Consider the following 15,686-nt stretch of genomic DNA (forward strand, 5'->3'; position numbering starts at 1 on the left):
CGCCTTCCGCCCCTAGCCTTCCGCCTTCTGCATCCGCAGGTACATCGCGTACTGGGGCGCGCCGCCCAGCATGTTCTGCCCGCCGTCCACGGGCAGGATCACGCCCGTCACGTAGCTCGCGGCGTCGGACACCAGGAAGAGCGCCGCATTGGCGATGTCCTGCGGCACCCCGAAGCGGCCCAGCGGCACCGTGTCGATGAACTGCTGCCGGGTCCGCTCGTCGGGGGCGAGGCGGGCCATCCCCTCGGTGCCGTCGATGGGACCGGGGATGATCGCGTTCACCCGCACCCCGCGCAGGCCCCACTCGACCGCGAGCGTCTGCGTCAGCGCGTCCACCCCCGCCTTGGCCGCGACCACGTGCGCCTGCATGGGCACGGGCACCCCGTACGCGCTGATGGAGAGGATGTTCGCCCCGGGCAGCCGCAGGTGCGGCGCGCACGCCTTGATCGTGTTGTAGGTGCCCAACAGGTCGATGTCCACCACGCTCTTGAACCCGTTGGGCGAGATGCCGTCCACCGGGGCCGGGAAGTTCCCCGCTGCCCCCGCGATCACGATGTCGAGCGGCCCGAAAGCGTCCACCCCCGCCCCCGCCGCCGCCTGGAGGGCCGCGAAGTCCCGAACGTCGGCGGACACGCCCAGCGCCCGCCCGCCCGCCTCCTCGATGCCCCGGGCCGCGTTCTGCGCCTTTTCGAGATTGCGGCCCAGGATGGTCACCGCGCAGCCGTGGGCGGCGAAACTCCGCGCGATGCCGAGGTTGATGCCGCTGCCCCCGCCCGTAATCAGGGCGTGCTTGCCGGTCAGGAGGTCGGGGCGGAAGGTGGTGGAGGGATCGTGGGGCTGGGTCATGGGGGCTCCTTCGGGGGTGGGTCGTGGGGGTCAGGCTTTTTTCAGGGCGGCGGACAGCCCGTCCACCGTCATGTGCCGGGCGTTCCACTCCACGGCGGCGGCGAGGCTCTCGGCGTGGGGAAGGCCGCCCTGCAGGGTACGCTTGGTGCCCTCCAAAGCCCTCGGGGGCAGCGCGGCGAGGTGGGCGGCGAGGTCCTGGGCGCGGGCATACAGCGCGTCCGCATCGGGTAGAACCTCCGTCACCAGGCCCCAGCGTTCGGCAGTCTGGGCGTCGATAGGTTCCCCCGTCAGGGCGAGGTGCGCCGCCCGGCCCCGGCCGATCAACCCCGGCAGGCGCTGGAGGCCACCGAGGTCGGCGGTGATTCCCAATTTCACCTCCGGCAGGCTGAACCGGGCCCCGGCGCTACACAGCCGCAGGTCGCAGGCGGCGGCAAGTTCCAGGCCCGCGCCGATGCACCACCCGTCGATGGCGGCGATCACGGGGATCGGCAGGGCCGCCAACCCCTCGATGGCCGCGTGCATCTCGTCCACGACGGCCCTGAACTTGGCCGGGTCCCCCAGTGCCGGGGCGATGATGGGCGCGGTCGCCGCCACGTCCAGCCCCACGCTGAAGTGCCGCTCGCCGCGCACGATCAGCGCGCGAACACCCTCCAATTCACGCAGGGCCAGGGGCACCTCCCGCCAGGTCGCCGGGCCGAACGCCCCCTTGGGGTGGGCCAGGGTCAGGGTCGCCACCTCCCCCTCGCGGGTCAGGCGCACACTCTCGTCGGTCATGGGAGGAGTGTACCGGGTTCAAAAAGGTGGGCACGCTCACGCCACGTCTCCCCCGCCGATACGCCAGACTTGGCCCCAATGCGAATCGTCGTGGCGGGCATTCTGGAACGCGAGGGGCCGGGCGGGGTGCGGCAGGTACTGGTGGGCGCCCGGTCCTCCCCCGCGTGGGCGGCGGGCCTGTGGGAGTTTCCCGGCGGCAAGGTGGAGGACGGCGAGACGCCGGGCGAGGCCCTGGCCCGCGAGTGGCGCGAGGAACTCGGCGCCGAGGTGGAGGCGGGGGGAGAGGTCTACCGCCGGGAGCTGGACACCCCGGTGGGGCCTTTCCTGCTCGTGGCGCTGCGGGTGCGCCTGCTGGCGGAGGAACCGCGCCCGCTGGAACACCGCGCCCTCGCCTGGGTCGCCCCCGCCGACCTGACCCGCTTGAAACTGCTGCCCAGCAACGTGCCCATCGCGTCGGTCTTGAATGAGGAGCCGTAATAGGCCCCACCCGTTCCAACCGGGATTCCGGGAAGTGCTGCCACAGTGGAGGACCGGCTGTCAAGCCACCCCACCATACTTTTTTGGACCTTTCACGAACATCTGCCCAATCCAATCAGCTTGGTTTTGCATAGTGCTGGTCAAGAGGGCGCAGCAGTCGGCCTCTAATGAGCCTTCGGACATAGGAATAGGTAGACGGTTTTGAAGAAAGCCGTCATGCCCATATCTATCGGAGTTCCTTACCTATCGGACTTGTCGTAAACAAGCCGAACGGTTGTCTAAAACCTTCTCGCCAGGCGGCAAAACGCTGCCGCAAAGGAGAACATCATGCGTCATACCTTCAAGTCCGTCCTCGTGATCAGCACGCTTCTGCTCGGCGCCGCCCAGGCGACTTCGGGGAGCACCGGCAGCAACGTCGCCGCCTCCAGCAGCACCCGGGTCGAGGTGCGCGGCGCCGTCCTGCTCGACGCGCAGGGCCGCACGGTCGGCACCTTCATGAGCAATGGCCAGGCGATGGCGAGCGGCGCGCTCCGGGCGGCCACCCAGGTTCGCGTCATGTTCGAGGGGGGCGCCAGCCGGACCTACACCCTTGCCGGGAGCCTGGGCGCCCAGGGCCAGGTGTCGCTCGATACCCTCATGGTGCGCGGCGGGAGCGGCACGACCTCGCTCAGCCAGGCGATCCGGGCCGATCTCCAGGCCATGCAGCAGAACAGGCAGGCCATGGGTGGCAAGACCGTCACGTTCGTGGATGCCAACGGCAGGGCGGTCGCCACCCTCATGGCCGACGGCACCCTGCGGGCCAGCGGAGACCTGCGGCAGGCCACCCGCGCCACAGTGACGCTGGAGAACGGCCAGCGGGTGGGCTATGACCTTGCCGCCCGGCTGATGGCGGATGCCAGCGGCACGCTCCGGCTCGGCGACATCACCGTGAATGACCAGGGCCGCAGCGTCGCGCTGGTGAACGTCCTGACCAGCCTGAAGCAGGAAGGCGCTGGCAGCGTGGCGGGCGGAACCCGCAGCGGCGCCTCCGGGACGAACTCCGCCCCCGGCAGCGGCTCGGTGGATGTGAGCACCTCGGGGAGCGCCAGCACGTCCGGCAGCACCACCTCTGGCAACGGCTCGACGAGCGGCGGGATCAGCATCAGCGTAGGCGGCGGGATCGGGATCGGCATCGGCGGCGGGAAGTAAGCTCCCGGGCGCCCGGATCAGGCTGGAACAAAGGGGGCGAGCGGCGTGAATGCCCCTCGCCCTCCTCGGTGGGCTCGCCGTCTGCCTGACGTGTGGTGGAGATCTGTCCGTGCCCCTCAAAGGGCAGCAGCCGGGGCAACCGCCGTCTCCCGGCTCACGCCACCCGTTCCGCCCCGAACACTTGACCCGGCCGCGCGTACTCGTCCTGCGCGGCGACGAGTTGAATCTCACGGGTGCCCATCCGGTGGGTCAGGTCGAGGAGGGCATACAGGGCGCTCATGCTCAGGCTGAGGGCCCGCGCGGCGTCCCCCGCCCTCAGGTACTGCCCCAGAAACAGGGCGGCGATGGCGTCCCCGGTGCCGTTGCGCGGCGGGTCCAGGGGGATCAGCGGCGTGCGGCACAGCCAGGCCCCCTCCCCGGTCACGGCGAGCGTCTCGATCACCCCCTCCGGCGCGTCCTGCCGCACCAGGCTGGTCACGACCACGATTCGCGGACCGCCCCCCCGCAGCCGCTCGCGCAGGAGCCGGGCCGCCTCCAGGGCCTCGGGCAACGTTTTCACGCCCCGGCCCGTCAGCAGCTCCAGCTCGAACTGGTTGGGGGTCACGATGTCGGCCTCGGGGACAGCCTGGGAACGGATCAGGTCGGGCAGCTCGGGCCGCACGAAGACGCCGCGCCCCACGTCGCCCATCACGGGGTCGCAGCAGTACAGGGCGGCGGGGTTGGCGGCCCGCACCCGGCGCACGGCCTCCACGACGGCGCTCACGGTGCCCTCCGAGCCCATGTAGCCGCTCAGGACGGCGTCGCAGTGGGAGAGGACCCCCCGCGCCTCAATGCCGTTCAGCAGGTCGGCCACGAGTTCGGGCGGGAACACGGTGCCCGTCCACGCGCCGTAGCCGGTGTGATTGGAGAACTGGACGGTGTGGATGGGCCAGACCTCGAAGCCCAGGCGTTGCAGGGGGAACACGGCGGCGGCGTTCCCCACGTGCCCGTAACTCACCCACGACTGGATGCTCAGGATGTTGGGCGGCGGGGCGGGCGTGAGGGAGGCAGTCATGCGCCGAGGATAGCCTCCCCCCACCCCAGCGTCAGCCCCGGGACCGCGCCGCTCACATTCCCTTGTCGTCCCCGCCCGTGCCGAAGGTCGTGCCCGTGTCGGCGATGGCTCCGGCGCCCGGGGTGCCGATCCCCTCCGAGTCGTCGCCCGTCGTGATCGGCGTATCTGTCATGCCGCTCTCGGACTCGCCCGTCCACTCGGAGCGGTCCCACATCTGATTGCCCGCGTCCTCGGGCAGGCCGCCCTGGTCGGTTCCGCTGGGTTGAGTGGCGTCGCGCCGGGAATCGTCTGAGGTCATGGCTCTCCTCCGCTTGGAATCGTGTGGGGAAGCGCCGAACACGGGAACCCCTCTTCCCCTGCTCGGCGCCGGGTTCAGGGCAGGATCAGGCGAACGCCGCGGCTTCAACGGCGGTTGTCGTTGTCGCCGCCCGTCGTCATGTTGCCGAACGTGCCCGTCGAGTTGTCGTTCTTGCTGGGGTCGGTGGAGCTGCCGCCGCTCAGCCGGTCCATGCCCGACTGGTCGCTCGACTCGGTCTCGCTCGTGAGCCCCATGCCGGAGGTGCCGCTCATCCCCGACTGACCCATGCGGCTCGACCCGCCGCTCATGGACTGGCCCATGCCGGAGCTGCCCATCCCGGCCTGCCCCATCAGGCCCTGGCTCTGGACGCGGAGCTGGTTGTGCACGTCCCTCACGCCGCGCAGGTTCTCGATCACGTCCTCGGCCCGGCGCTTCTGCTGACGGTCGGTGACGGTGCCGGTCAGGGTGACCTCCCCGTTCTGGACCTGCACCTCGATGTCGCTGGCGTCAATGTGGTCATCGTCCTCCAGCGCGTCATTCACCATCTCGCGGATACGGTCGTCGCTGCGCTGGTAGCCCCGGGGACCCTTGCCCCGGTGACCCCCCATCCCCATGCCGCCCATTCCCGACTGGCCGGACATCTGGCCCTGGCTGTAGCCCTGACTCTGCCCGTAACCCGGCTGGCCCGAACCGCTCATGCCGCCCGTTCCGGCACCGAACACCATCGTGCTCCCGGACTGGCCGCCCCCGTACTGCCCCCCCTGGTACTGGCCCCCCTGTCCCTGGTATTGCCCCTGATAGGAGCCTTGCCCACCCTGTCCCTGGTACGAGCCCCCCTGGGACTGACCCTGATACTGCCCACCGCCCATGCTGCCGTAGCTGTCGTCGGCATAGCGGTAGTCCTGGCCGCCCGACATGTCCTGGCTGCGGCCAGACTGGCCCGGCATCTGGCGCTGCCCATAGTCCTGATCGTAAGCACGGCCCGCCGCCCCGTAGCCGTAACCCATGCCCGTGGGGTCGCGGTCCATCCCGGAGCGGTCATCCCCAGGGCGGGAGCGGTTGCCGTACCGGTCATCGCCGGAACGGTCGTCATAACGGCGGTCGTCACGCATGAAACGGTCGTCGCGGTAGCGGGTCATGGGTTCCTCCACGGGAATGCGGAAAACCGCCCGCCCGGAACCTCCGGGCGTCCACGGTCTTCTCTGATGCTGCCCCCCTGTGATACCCGTCTAGACACCTGGCCGGGATGACAGCCCGTTCAAGGGGCGGGTCGCCGACCCCTCATGAAGGTTCGGTGACGGGTGCAGGGCCACCGGGAACGGCTGGGGGCGTCCCAGAAATCGGCGTGCGAGAACAGCGCCTCTGCGGAGGCTGTGACCCTCATGGGGACATTTCCAGAGAAAAGGGCCGCAGTTGGGCGGTGGCGGTGGGAGTATGCTGGGGCGTTATGACGCAGTCGCAAACCATCATGTCCGGCGGGAACGCGGCCTTTATCGAGGGGCTGTACGAGGCGTACCTGGCCGACCCGCAGAGTGTGGACCCCGAGTGGCGCGCGTATTTCGACGAGCTGCGCGGGGGCGCGAAGGAAACCGCGCACTCGGCCGTGCAGCAGGCCTTCTACGAGCTGGGCACCCAGCGCCGGGGGCAGGCCGTCCTCCCCGTGCCGCAGGGCGTCAGCGGGGCGCAGCAGGCGGCGGGCGCCCTCGTCACCGCGTACCGGGTCTACGGCCACATCAGCGCCCACATGAACCCGCTGAAGATGCGCGGCCTCCCGGTCGTGCCCGAACTCACGCCGGAGTATTACGGCCTCTCGCAGGCGGACCTGGGCGAGTACGTGCAGGAGGGTTCCTTCCGGGGGCCGCTGCGCGACGTGATCGAGCAGCTCCAGCAGACGTACTGCGGGGCCATCGGCTTCGAGTTCAACTACCTGCCCGCCCCCGAGCGCAAGTGGTTCCAGGACCGCATCGAGCCCACCCGGGGCCGCGGCCAGTACACGCCCGAGGAGCGCCGCCGCCTGATGACGAAGCTCAACGCCGCCGAGGGCCTGGAGCGTTACCTGCACGTCAAGTACGTGGGCCAGAAGCGGTTTTCCCTGGAGGGGAGCGAGAGCTTCATCCCCCTGCTCGACCGCATCATCCAGCAGGCGGGCCGCTACGGGGTGAAGGAGACGGTCATCGGGATGGCGCACCGGGGCCGCCTGAACGTCCTGGTGAACATCTTCGGCAAGAAGCCCTCCGACCTCTTCGCGGAGTTCGAGGGCAAGAAGAAGCTCAGCGACAACCCCGACATCGCGGGCGACGTGAAGTACCACATGGGGTATTCGAGCGACGTGCGGACGCCCGGCGGCCCCATGCACCTCGCGCTCGCCTTCAACCCCAGCCACCTGGAGATCGTGTCGCCCGTCGTCCACGGTTCCGTGCGCGCCCGCCAGGATCGCCGGGGTGACACCGAGCGTAAGCTGGTCCTCCCGGTCACCGTCCACGGCGACGCCGCCGTGAGTGGGCAGGGCGTGGTCATGGAGACGCTCAACCTCTCGCGGCTGCGCGGCTTCACGACGGGCGGCGCCGTCCGCATCGTCATCAACAACCAGATCGGCTTCACGGTGAGCGACCCGCGCGACACCCGCTCCAGCCGGTACTGCACCGACGTGGCCAAGATCGCCAACGCGCCCGTGCTGCACGTGAACGGCGACGACCCGGAGGCGGTGGCCTTCTGCGGCGACCTCGCGCTGGAGTACCGCCAGACCTTCGGCAAGGACGTGTTCATCGACCTGATCTCCTTCCGCCGTCACGGTCACAACGAGGCGGACGACCCCACCATGACCCAGCCCATCATGTACCGGGAGATCAAGGCGCACCCCGGCACCCGCGCCCTGTACGCCCAGCAGCTCGAACAGGCGGGCGTGTTGAAGGGCGGCGAGGGCGACGCGCTCGTGGAGCGGTACCGCGACCAGCTCGACGCCGGGGATGCCGTGGTCGAGGAGATCGAGAACCTGGAGCAGAGCAAACTCGCCGCCGACTGGCGCGACTACGTGAACACCCACTGGACGGACGACACGCCGACCGCCGTGCCGCAGCAGAAGCTGACGGAACTGGGGCTGAAGCTCGCCGAGGTGCCGGAGGGCTTCGCGCTGCACCGCGGCGTGGCGCGCGTGATGGAGGCGAGAAAGGCGATGGCGCGCGGCGAGCAGCCCCTCGACTGGGGCATGGGCGAGATGCTGGCCTACGCGACCCTCCTCGTGGAGGGCTACAGCGTCCGGCTGGACGGCCAGGACTCGGGGCGCGGCACCTTCGTCCACCGCCACGCCGTGCTGCACAACCAGAACGCGCAGGACCCCATGAACGAGGAGTACGTCAGCCTCGCGCACCTCGCGCCGGACCAGGGCCGGGTGGAGATCGTGGATTCCACCCTCTCGGAGGAGGCCGTCGTCGCCTTCGAGTACGGCTACTCGACCTCCGAGCCCAAGGCGCTCGTCGCGTGGGAGGCGCAGTTCGGCGACTTCGCCAACGGGGCGCAGGTCGTGATCGACCAGTTCCTCAGCGCGGGCGAGAGCAAGTGGCAGCGCCTCAGCGGGCTCACGCTGCTCCTCCCCCACGGGTACGAGGGCGCGGGGCCGGAGCACTCCAGCGCCCGGCTGGAGCGCTACCTGCAACTGTGCGCCCAGAAGAACATGCAGGTCGTGGTCCCCAGCAACGCCGCCCAGATCTTCCACCTGCTGCGCCGCCAGGTGCTGCGGCCCTACCGCAAGCCCCTGATCGTGATGACGCCCAAGAGCCTGCTCCGCAACAAGCTCGCCATGAGCCCGCTCTCCGAGTTGGCCGAGGGCCGCTTTCAGGAGGTCATCGGCGACGACACCGTGCGGAAGGCTCGCCGGGTCGTCATCTCCTCCGGCAAGCTGCACTGGGAGCTGTTCGAGGCGCGGGGCGCGAACGAGGAGGGCTACGCGGGCACGGCGCTCATCCGGCTGGAGCAGCTCTACCCCTTCCCGGCGGACGCCCTGCGGGCCGAACTCGCGGGGCACCCCGGCGCCGAGGTCGTCTGGGCGCAGGAGGAGCCCGAGAACCAGGGCGCGTGGCTGATGATCTGGGAGGACCTGGAAAAGGTCCTGGCCGAGGGGCAGACCCTGACGCACGCCAGCCGCCCGCGCGCCGCCAGCACCGCCGCCGGGTACGCGAGCGTCCACACCCAGGAGCAGGCGCGGGTGATCGCCGACGCGCTGGGCGAGCCGGTGACCCGCAAGGACGCCGAGGTGCAGGTCAAGGCGGTCCCGCAGGCCACAGCGCAGAGCTGAGGCGGCCAGGAGTCGGGGGGTCGGGGGAAGGCGCCCTGGCCCCCCGACCTGTTCCCCCGTCACCCGGCGAGTCACGCCCCGAGGGGGGTATAAAGGAAGGCGTTATGGCGGATATCAAGGTTCCCGTATTTTCCGAGTCGGTGAGCGAGGGCACGCTCCTGACCTGGCACAAGCAGCCCGGCGAGGCCGTGAAGCGCGGCGAGGTCATCGCGGAGATCGAGACCGACAAAGTCGTGCTGGAGGTCACCGCCCAGCAGGACGGCGTGCTCCAGAGCGTCGCCAAGAATGAAGGCGACACGGTGCTCAGCGAGGAGGTGCTGGGGACCATAGGCGAGGCGGGCGCGGCCCCGGCTGCCTCCACCCCGGCCCCCACCCCCGACCAGGCGAGCGGCACGGTGGCGAGCACGGTGGGCGCGGGCGGCACGGCCACCCATCCGAACGGCTACGGCGCCCAGAACGCGGGCAACGAGGCGACCCGCCGCGACGACCTCTCCCCCGCCGTGCGTAAGATCGTCACCGAGAACAACCTCGATCCCGCGCGGATTCCGGCGACCGGCCCCAAGGGCAACATCACCAAGGAGGACGCGGTGGTGGCGGCCCAGGGCGGCCTGACGTACCAGGGACCGCAGGAGGCCGCCGAGCCCCCGAGCATGCGGGAGGCGGAGGCGACCACGGCGCAGCCCCAGACCCAGGCCCGCACCCCCTCCGCTCCGGCCCCCACCGCCCCCGTTCCCCAGGGCGCCCGGCCCGAGCAGCGCGTGCCCATGACGCGCATTCGCCAGCGCATCGCCGAGCGGCTCAAGGAGGTGCAGAACACCGCCGCGATCCTGACCACCTTCAACGAGGTGAACATGAAACCGGCGATGGATCTGCGCAAGAAGTACCAGGATCAATTCGTCGCCAAGCACGGGGTCAAGCTCGGCTTCATGAGCCTCTTCGTGCGGGCGGCGACCGAGGCGCTCAAGCAGTTCCCGGTCGTCAACGCCAGCGTCGAGGGCAAGGACATCATCTACCACGGTTACTACGACATCGGCATCGCGGTGGCCAGTGACCGTGGCCTGGTCGTGCCCATCCTGCGCGACACGGACGGGATGAGCCTCGCCGCCATCGAGAAGCAGATCGCCGAGTTCGCCACCAAGGCGCGCGGCGGCAAGCTGACGCTGGAGGACATGAGCGGCGGCACCTTCTCCATCACGAACGGCGGCACCTTCGGCTCCATGATGAGTACCCCCATCATCAACGCGCCCCAGAGCGCCATCCTGGGGATGCACAACATCATCGAGCGCCCCGTCGCCGAGAACGGCCAGGTCGTGATCCGCCCCATGATGTACGTGGCCCTGAGCTACGACCACCGCATCATCGACGGCAAGGAAGCCGTGCAGTTCCTCGTGACGATCAAGAACATCCTCGAAGACCCGGCGCGGATGCTGCTGGAGATTTAAAGTCTTCAGCCGTGAGCGGTCAGCTTTCCGGGGAAGGGGGCTGACCGCTGTGCTTGGGGGTGGGGGAGGCATCTTCTGCCACTCTGAACGCAGCGAGGGACCCCCATACAGTTAACTCACCGTACAGGTCGCGCCACTGCGGGTTTGTCCCCTCAATAAGCTCGACCTTCCTCACTCGCAGCCAGCCCTTGAGCTGCTTTTCCCTCGCAATGGCTGAGCGAATATCAGTCGTCTCCTCAAAGTAGACGCGCCGCGTCAGGTTGTACTTCTGGGTGAAACCCGGCACGGTCTTCTGCCGATGCTCCCAGACCCGCCGCGTCAGGTTGTTGGTCACACCGATGTACAGAGTGCCGTTCGGACGGTTGGTCAGGATGTACACCCAGTACGAACGGCCCACAGGTTGAGGATAAGGCGCGACAGGGAGGCGAAGGAGGAATCTGTCACCCTGAGCGTCAGCGAAGGGTCTCGCCTTCCCACCAAGGGTAGGGATGCTTCGCTTGCGGCTCAGCATGACAAATTCCGTCTCCATGGGCGGATCGCTCCATTACAGCGTGCCTCTTCAGGACAGCGGAAGCGGCGCCAGGCTGCACACCTAAATCTCTTGCAACGGCCTCTGCGCCAGCCACTCCGGCACCTCGCCCGGCGCGTAGGTATCGAAGGTCAAGCGGGTGAGGGAGACGAGGGGATGGCCCTCCAGCGGTCCCTCCTCCCCCCGGCGGTCCACGATGCAGGCGACGGCGACACACTGACCGCCCAGAGCCTCTACCGCGCGCACGGCTTTCAAGACGCTGCCCCCCGTCGTCAGCACATCCTCCACGGCAACGAAGGTCTCGCCGGGCGCAATGGTGAACGCCTCCCGAACCTTCATACTGCCCTTCCCGTCCTTCTCGGCGAAGATGGCGCGGCCCCCGTAATGCCGGGCGACCTCGTAGGCAAGGATCACGCCGCCCATCGCGGGGCCCACGAGGGTCTGCGCTTCTATGCCCGCCTCGCGGAGCTTTCCGGCAAGGGCCTGACCGATTCTTTCCGTCAGGTGGGGGTATTGCAGCACGGTGGTGGATTGGAGGAACTTGGGCGAGTGGCGGCCCGACGCGAGCAGAAAATGGCCCTCGTGATACGCGCCCGCCTCCCGGTACAGCGCCAGAACGTCCATGCGGCGAGTATCGCATTCCGGGGCCGCCGGGGAGTGCATGATGGTGCATGGATTCGCCCGCCCATGCCCCGACCTTCCCGCACGCCCACGCCCTGCGCTCCCGCCGCCTGCTCCTGGGGATTCCCCTCACGGAACTCGCGCGGGCGGCGAGCCTCGACCCCCATGTTCTGGAGGCGGTGGAGCGCGGCGAGTACGACCTGCGCAGCCTGCACGCCCTGGCGCGGCGGGTGCTGTCGCGGCGGCTCGACCTGTCGCTGTAACGCGGCACAGGCCTCGTGGGAGGCCAGATGAACCAGGCTTACGTGGACGCCAGTTGGCACGAACAACCCGACGGGCACGGGGTCGGCGGCTGGGGACTGGTCCTCCTGATCCCCGCCGAACTGCCCGCCCGCTACCAGGGTCAGATGAACGCGCCCGACAACAACGCCGCCGAGCTTCGCGCCGTGCTGGAAGCCGTGCGTCACGCTCCCGGAGGCGAACCCCTTACCGTCTACACCGACAACGAGGCGGTGATCGCGTCGGTGGGCCGGGGACGGGGGCCCCAATTGCTCGCCGAGGCTGCCCGCGAGGTGCAGGACGAGGCGGAACTCCGGGATGTGATCCTGCGGGTGGAGTATGTCCCGCGCACCCGGCGACATATGCTCTCCGCCCACGACCTCGCCAACGACGCGCGGCGGGGGCTGACCACCCCGGCCCTGCACGGGCCGCACGCCGACGTGCTCATCGAGCAGCGGCCCGCCGTGCCCGAGGCGCGGGTGAGCCTGCGCCGGTACGGCGAGCGCGTGACGGCCCTCGTGAACCTCGACCCCCTCTCGGCCGTGCCGCCGAGCGCCCAGGCCCTGCTCGCGGCCATCACCCTCGCGCGTCCGGGAGAGGTGCTGCTCGTGCGCCGGGCCAGCAAGGTCGCGCAGGCGCTGTGGCAACGGCCCGAGCGCGCCCTGCGCCCCGCCGCCCTTGCCCAACTTCAGGAGGCGCGGCAGACAGCCGACGGCTTGGGCGTGCAGGTGCAGTTCCAGACGGCAGGGTGAGGGGGCGAGCCGGGGCTTAACACCTCCTTTCCTTGGAGTTGTGGCAGTCGCAGCTTCAGGAGGGCAGGCTCGCGCCCGCCACCCCCCACCCAGCCTCCCCCGCAAGGGGGGAGGGGCCAAAAGCGCCAAAGCTCCTGCTTCCCAAAACCGTCAATTGTGGACGGCCCATTCCTGTCAGCGACTCGCTCTCGCACCGCCTTCACCACGCCTTGCTCGCGCAGCGAGACGGTGGGCACGCGGATCAGGATGCAGCAAGATCAAACTTTGCGCGTTAAGGAAAACGACCACAGGAGCGATGGGCAGGGACCTTGCCTAGCGCAGCGCTGCTCCCCCCTGCCCTCTGGGTAGGGGGGCAGGGGGGTGGGCTACACCTACGACTCGGCGAGAACAACCCTTCAAACCTCCGTCGTCTCCCCCGGCTCCAGCACCCGAACCTCCACCCCGCGCGCCTGCCCCTCCCGCGCGAACACCTGCGGATCACCGACCAGAGGCGGGAACGTGCCGTAGTGCATGGGAATGGCGACACGGGGCCGCAACAGCTCCAGCGCCCGGGCGGCCTCCTCCGGCCCCATCGTGTAATGATCCCCGATGGGGAGCAGCGCCACGTCCAACCCCCGGTCCCCGATCAGCCGCATATCGCCGAACAGGTTCGTGTCGCCCGCGTGGTAGACCCGCACGCCGCCCATCTCAATCACGAGCCCGGTGGGCATCCCGCCGTAGGTGCCGTCCGGGAAGGAGGACGAGTGCCAGGCGGGGGTCAAGGTGACGCTGCCCCACTCACCGCGCACCGTGCCGCCGATGTTGGCGCCGATGGCGTTTTGCGCCCCCTGCGCCTGCGCATACCCCCCGATCTCGGCGGTGCCGATGACGGGCACCCCGGCCCTCCCGAAGTCCAGCGCGTTCCCCCAGTGGTCGCCGTGCGCGTGGCTGATCAGCACGGCGCTGACGTTCCAGCCCAGCGCCTCCTCCAACGTGACGGGCGACTTGGGATTGCCCTGGATGAAGGGGTCGATCAGGACGCGGTGGCCCGCGTTCTCCAGCAGGAAGGCACTCTGCCCCAGGAAACGAATCTGCATGAGGCCAGTGTAGGCACGCGGGCCGGGAACTGCCCTGACCGTTCTCTCACGCTCTGAGGTTTCTCACCGCCGCGGTGAGAGGTCCGTCAGGTTCGGGCCCGTATAGTGGGCGCGTGCCGCACGGTTGCCCCGCGGCGGGAAGGAGCGCCGCGCATGTCCCTGTTTCCCGGTGATGTCAGTCCCCGGGACGTGCTGGACGTGCTGCTCGTCGCGTTCCTGATCTACCAGGGCTACCTGCTGGTGGTCGGCACCCGCGCGGTGAACGTGCTGCGCGGCATCCTGGTGTTTGCCGCGGTGTGGGTGGCCGCGCAACTGCTGGGCCTGACCACCCTGAGCTACCTGCTGGGCCGGGCGGGGACGGTGGGCCTCTTTGCCCTCGTGGTGCTGTTCCAGCCCGAGCTGCGCGCGGCGCTGGAGCGGGTGGGCCGCCCGCGCGGGCGCGACCTGGGGGCGAGCGGCGCGGCCCTCCAGGACCTCGCCCGGGCGATGGAGCGCCTCGCCGAGCGCAAGACGGGGGCGCTGATCGCCATCGAGCGCCGCACGCCGCTGGGCGAGTACGCGGCGACTGGGGTGGCGCTCGACGCGGTGGTGAGCGTGCCCTTTCTGGAGGCGCTGTTCGCGCGCAACGCGCCGCTGCACGACGGCGGCGTGATCCTCCAGGGGTCGCGGGTGGTCGCGGCAGGGTGTCTCTTTCCCCTGCAATCGAGTGACGGCACCTACCGGCGCTACGGCACCCGGCACCGGGCGGCCATCGGCCTCTCGGAGCTGACGGACGCGGTCGTGCTGGTGGTCAGCGAGGAGCGGGGCAGCATGCGGATCGCGCTCGCCGGGCGGCTGGGGCCGGACCTGAACGGCTCGGAACTCCGCGAGCAGCTCCGCGCCCTGGTGTACGACCGGGCGGACCTCAGCGGGGAGATCACGCCTCCCCCGCCTGCTCCCGCCGCCGAGGTGGGGCCGGGCACCCAGCGCGAGCGGGGGGGCGCGTGAGGGGGGGACAACTCGGGCGCTGGGCCGACCCGCGCTATGCCTGGCGGAGGGTGCTGCACAACCTGCCCGCCAAGCTGCTGGCCCTGGCGGTGGCGGTCACGCTCTGGCTGGTGGCGACCGCCGACCGCCGGGCGAACGTCGAGCAGGGGTACGACGTGCCCGTGACGGTGAGCGACACGACCGGCGAGCGCGGCACGGGCACCCGGGTGGTCAGCGGACTTTCGCCCAGCACCATCCGCGTCTTTCTCAGCGGGCGCCCCGAGCGGCTGCGCGAGCTGCGGGGCGAGAACATCGAGGCCATCGTGGACGTGACGGACGTGCCCGAGGGCAGCTTCAACCGCCCGGTGCGGGTCCGGCCCCCCAGCGGCACCACCCTCATCCGCCAGACGCCCGAGCGGGTGCAGGGCTTCCTCGACACCCAGCTCACCCGCACCCTCCCAGTCACCCTCAGCGTGGCGACCCCGCCGGAGGACAGCCTGCCCCGCTACGCGGCCACCCCGGCCACGGCGGCGGTCAGCGGACCCGGGCGGGTGGTGGCGACGGTCGCGCGGCTGGTGAACAGCCCGGTCACCCTGGGTCCCGGCGAGGAGCGGGAGGCCAGCCTGATCGCCCTGGACGCGGGGGGCCAGGCGGTGGAGGGGGTGACCACCCGTCCCGACACGGTGACGGTGCGGCGCCTCGACACCGGGGAGGTGCCCGTCAAGGCCGTCCGGGTGGTCCTGAACGACCCGCCCGCCGGGCTGCGGGTCACGTCGGCGAGCGTGCAGCCGGGCAGCGTGCGCCTGGTCGCCGCCCCCGACCTCCTCGCCCGGTTGCGCGAGGTGCAGGGCACCGTCAGCTACCGCGAGGGCACGTACACCGCCCCGGTGACCCTGCGCCTGCCCGCCGGGGCGCAGGCCCTGGAGCCCGTGAGCGTGCGCCTGACCGTGGAGCGGCGGGCAGCGGGGACGGCGGGGGGGAAGCCCACGACCGGGTCGCCGTGATCCTAACTGGGTTCTTCGCCCCGACCTGCCGAACCACCGAACGACGCGGCCTCCTTTTGGAAGCGCTACCAGGGCGAACGTCAGAATTT

Annotated in this window: 16 protein-coding genes; 8 read left to right on the forward strand and 8 right to left on the reverse strand. The window is 70.1% G+C overall.

What is annotated here, in order from left to right:
* Window positions 1–12 precede the first annotated feature (12 nt).
* Both DAERI_RS16780 and DAERI_RS16785 read right to left on the reverse strand, forming a co-directional pair.
* Entirely contained in the window at window positions 13–846 is an 834-nt protein-coding gene (locus DAERI_RS16780) for an SDR family oxidoreductase (protein ID WP_103130589.1), read from the reverse strand.
* 30 nt (window positions 847–876) lie between these two features.
* Complete coding sequence (locus tag DAERI_RS16785) at window positions 877–1,620, reverse strand: enoyl-CoA hydratase/isomerase family protein (RefSeq protein ID WP_103130590.1); 744 nt, start codon at window positions 1,618–1,620, stop codon at window positions 877–879.
* Window positions 1,621–1,698: 78 nt separating this feature from the next.
* Between DAERI_RS16785 and DAERI_RS16790 the strand changes: the two genes are divergently transcribed.
* A complete protein-coding gene (locus tag DAERI_RS16790) occupies window positions 1,699–2,097 on the forward strand; it encodes an NUDIX domain-containing protein (protein ID WP_103130591.1) in 399 nt (132 codons plus the stop codon).
* Window positions 2,098–2,424: 327 nt separating this feature from the next.
* Window positions 2,425–3,285 (forward strand): hypothetical protein, encoded by an 861-nt coding sequence (locus DAERI_RS16795; RefSeq protein ID WP_103130592.1) that lies wholly within the window; start codon window positions 2,425–2,427, stop codon window positions 3,283–3,285.
* 154 nt (window positions 3,286–3,439) lie between these two features.
* Here the strand turns inward: DAERI_RS16795 and pdxY are convergent, their stop codons facing one another.
* The 3 genes from pdxY to DAERI_RS16810 form a co-directional block, all read right to left on the reverse strand.
* Window positions 3,440–4,339 carry a pyridoxal kinase PdxY gene (pdxY, locus tag DAERI_RS16800; protein ID WP_103130593.1) on the reverse strand — a complete coding sequence of 300 codons (900 nt, stop codon included), beginning with the start codon at window positions 4,337–4,339 and terminating at the stop codon, window positions 3,440–3,442.
* A gap of 52 nt (window positions 4,340–4,391) precedes the next feature.
* Complete coding sequence (locus DAERI_RS16805) at window positions 4,392–4,637, reverse strand: hypothetical protein (protein WP_103130594.1); 246 nt, start codon at window positions 4,635–4,637, stop codon at window positions 4,392–4,394.
* Window positions 4,638–4,741: 104 nt separating this feature from the next.
* Window positions 4,742–5,776: a BON domain-containing protein gene (locus DAERI_RS16810; RefSeq protein WP_103130595.1), complete on the reverse strand. Its 1,035-nt coding sequence runs from the start codon at window positions 5,774–5,776 to the stop codon at window positions 4,742–4,744.
* A gap of 308 nt (window positions 5,777–6,084) precedes the next feature.
* Here DAERI_RS16810 and DAERI_RS16815 point away from each other — a divergent pair, with 308 nt between their 5' ends.
* Both DAERI_RS16815 and odhB read left to right on the forward strand, forming a co-directional pair.
* Entirely contained in the window at window positions 6,085–8,928 is a 2,844-nt protein-coding gene (locus DAERI_RS16815; RefSeq protein WP_103130596.1) for a 2-oxoglutarate dehydrogenase E1 component, read from the forward strand.
* Window positions 8,929–9,032: 104 nt separating this feature from the next.
* On the forward strand, window positions 9,033–10,370 hold the full coding sequence (odhB, locus tag DAERI_RS16820; RefSeq protein WP_103130597.1) for a 2-oxoglutarate dehydrogenase complex dihydrolipoyllysine-residue succinyltransferase: 1,338 nt from the start codon (window positions 9,033–9,035) through the stop codon (window positions 10,368–10,370).
* Between the two features lie 19 nt (window positions 10,371–10,389).
* Here the strand turns inward: odhB and DAERI_RS16825 are convergent, their stop codons facing one another.
* Complete coding sequence (locus DAERI_RS16825) at window positions 10,390–10,767, reverse strand: GIY-YIG nuclease family protein (protein ID WP_201262781.1); 378 nt, start codon at window positions 10,765–10,767, stop codon at window positions 10,390–10,392.
* 195 nt (window positions 10,768–10,962) lie between these two features.
* Window positions 10,963–11,523, reverse strand: a complete 561-nt coding sequence (gene pyrE, locus DAERI_RS16830; RefSeq protein WP_103130598.1) for an orotate phosphoribosyltransferase — start codon at window positions 11,521–11,523, stop codon at window positions 10,963–10,965.
* A 47-nt stretch (window positions 11,524–11,570) separates the two neighbouring features.
* Between pyrE and DAERI_RS16835 the strand changes: the two genes are divergently transcribed.
* Entirely contained in the window at window positions 11,571–11,783 is a 213-nt protein-coding gene (locus DAERI_RS16835) for a RodZ family helix-turn-helix domain-containing protein (protein ID WP_103130599.1), read from the forward strand.
* A 27-nt stretch (window positions 11,784–11,810) separates the two neighbouring features.
* Window positions 11,811–12,551 carry a ribonuclease HI gene (locus DAERI_RS16840; protein ID WP_103130600.1) on the forward strand — a complete coding sequence of 247 codons (741 nt, stop codon included), beginning with the start codon at window positions 11,811–11,813 and terminating at the stop codon, window positions 12,549–12,551.
* 395 nt (window positions 12,552–12,946) lie between these two features.
* Here DAERI_RS16840 and DAERI_RS16845 read toward each other — a convergent pair whose 3' ends face one another.
* A complete protein-coding gene (locus tag DAERI_RS16845; protein WP_103130601.1) occupies window positions 12,947–13,627 on the reverse strand; it encodes a metal-dependent hydrolase in 681 nt (226 codons plus the stop codon).
* Between the two features lie 153 nt (window positions 13,628–13,780).
* Here DAERI_RS16845 and cdaA point away from each other — a divergent pair, with 153 nt between their 5' ends.
* Window positions 13,781–14,614 (forward strand): diadenylate cyclase CdaA, encoded by an 834-nt coding sequence (gene cdaA / locus DAERI_RS16850; protein WP_103130602.1) that lies wholly within the window; start codon window positions 13,781–13,783, stop codon window positions 14,612–14,614.
* Window positions 14,611–15,597, forward strand: a complete 987-nt coding sequence (locus DAERI_RS16855) for a CdaR family protein (RefSeq protein ID WP_103130603.1) — start codon at window positions 14,611–14,613, stop codon at window positions 15,595–15,597. The genes cdaA and DAERI_RS16855 overlap by 4 nt, the downstream gene beginning before the upstream one ends.
* Window positions 15,598–15,686: the final 89 nt, after the last annotated feature.

Origin of the sequence: Deinococcus aerius (genome assembly GCF_002897375.1) — a bacterium.
Lineage (GTDB): Bacteria > Deinococcota > Deinococci > Deinococcales > Deinococcaceae > Deinococcus > Deinococcus aerius.

Coding starts and splice junctions, on each gene's coding strand:
- DAERI_RS16780 (WP_103130589.1), bottom strand. CDS start 846: ATGACCCAGCCCCACGATCCCTCCACCACCTTCCGCCCCGACCTCCTG.
- DAERI_RS16785 (WP_103130590.1), bottom strand. CDS start 1,620: ATGACCGACGAGAGTGTGCGCCTGACCCGCGAGGGGGAGGTGGCGACC.
- DAERI_RS16790 (WP_103130591.1), top strand. CDS start 1,699: ATGCGAATCGTCGTGGCGGGCATTCTGGAACGCGAGGGGCCGGGCGGG.
- DAERI_RS16795 (WP_103130592.1), top strand. CDS start 2,425: ATGCGTCATACCTTCAAGTCCGTCCTCGTGATCAGCACGCTTCTGCTC.
- pdxY (WP_103130593.1), bottom strand. CDS start 4,339: ATGACTGCCTCCCTCACGCCCGCCCCGCCGCCCAACATCCTGAGCATC.
- DAERI_RS16805 (WP_103130594.1), bottom strand. CDS start 4,637: ATGACCTCAGACGATTCCCGGCGCGACGCCACTCAACCCAGCGGAACC.
- DAERI_RS16810 (WP_103130595.1), bottom strand. CDS start 5,776: ATGACCCGCTACCGCGACGACCGTTTCATGCGTGACGACCGCCGTTAT.
- DAERI_RS16815 (WP_103130596.1), top strand. CDS start 6,085: ATGACGCAGTCGCAAACCATCATGTCCGGCGGGAACGCGGCCTTTATC.
- odhB (WP_103130597.1), top strand. CDS start 9,033: ATGGCGGATATCAAGGTTCCCGTATTTTCCGAGTCGGTGAGCGAGGGC.
- pyrE (WP_103130598.1), bottom strand. CDS start 11,523: ATGGACGTTCTGGCGCTGTACCGGGAGGCGGGCGCGTATCACGAGGGC.
- DAERI_RS16835 (WP_103130599.1), top strand. CDS start 11,571: ATGGATTCGCCCGCCCATGCCCCGACCTTCCCGCACGCCCACGCCCTG.
- DAERI_RS16840 (WP_103130600.1), top strand. CDS start 11,811: ATGAACCAGGCTTACGTGGACGCCAGTTGGCACGAACAACCCGACGGG.
- DAERI_RS16845 (WP_103130601.1), bottom strand. CDS start 13,627: ATGCAGATTCGTTTCCTGGGGCAGAGTGCCTTCCTGCTGGAGAACGCG.
- cdaA (WP_103130602.1), top strand. CDS start 13,781: ATGTCCCTGTTTCCCGGTGATGTCAGTCCCCGGGACGTGCTGGACGTG.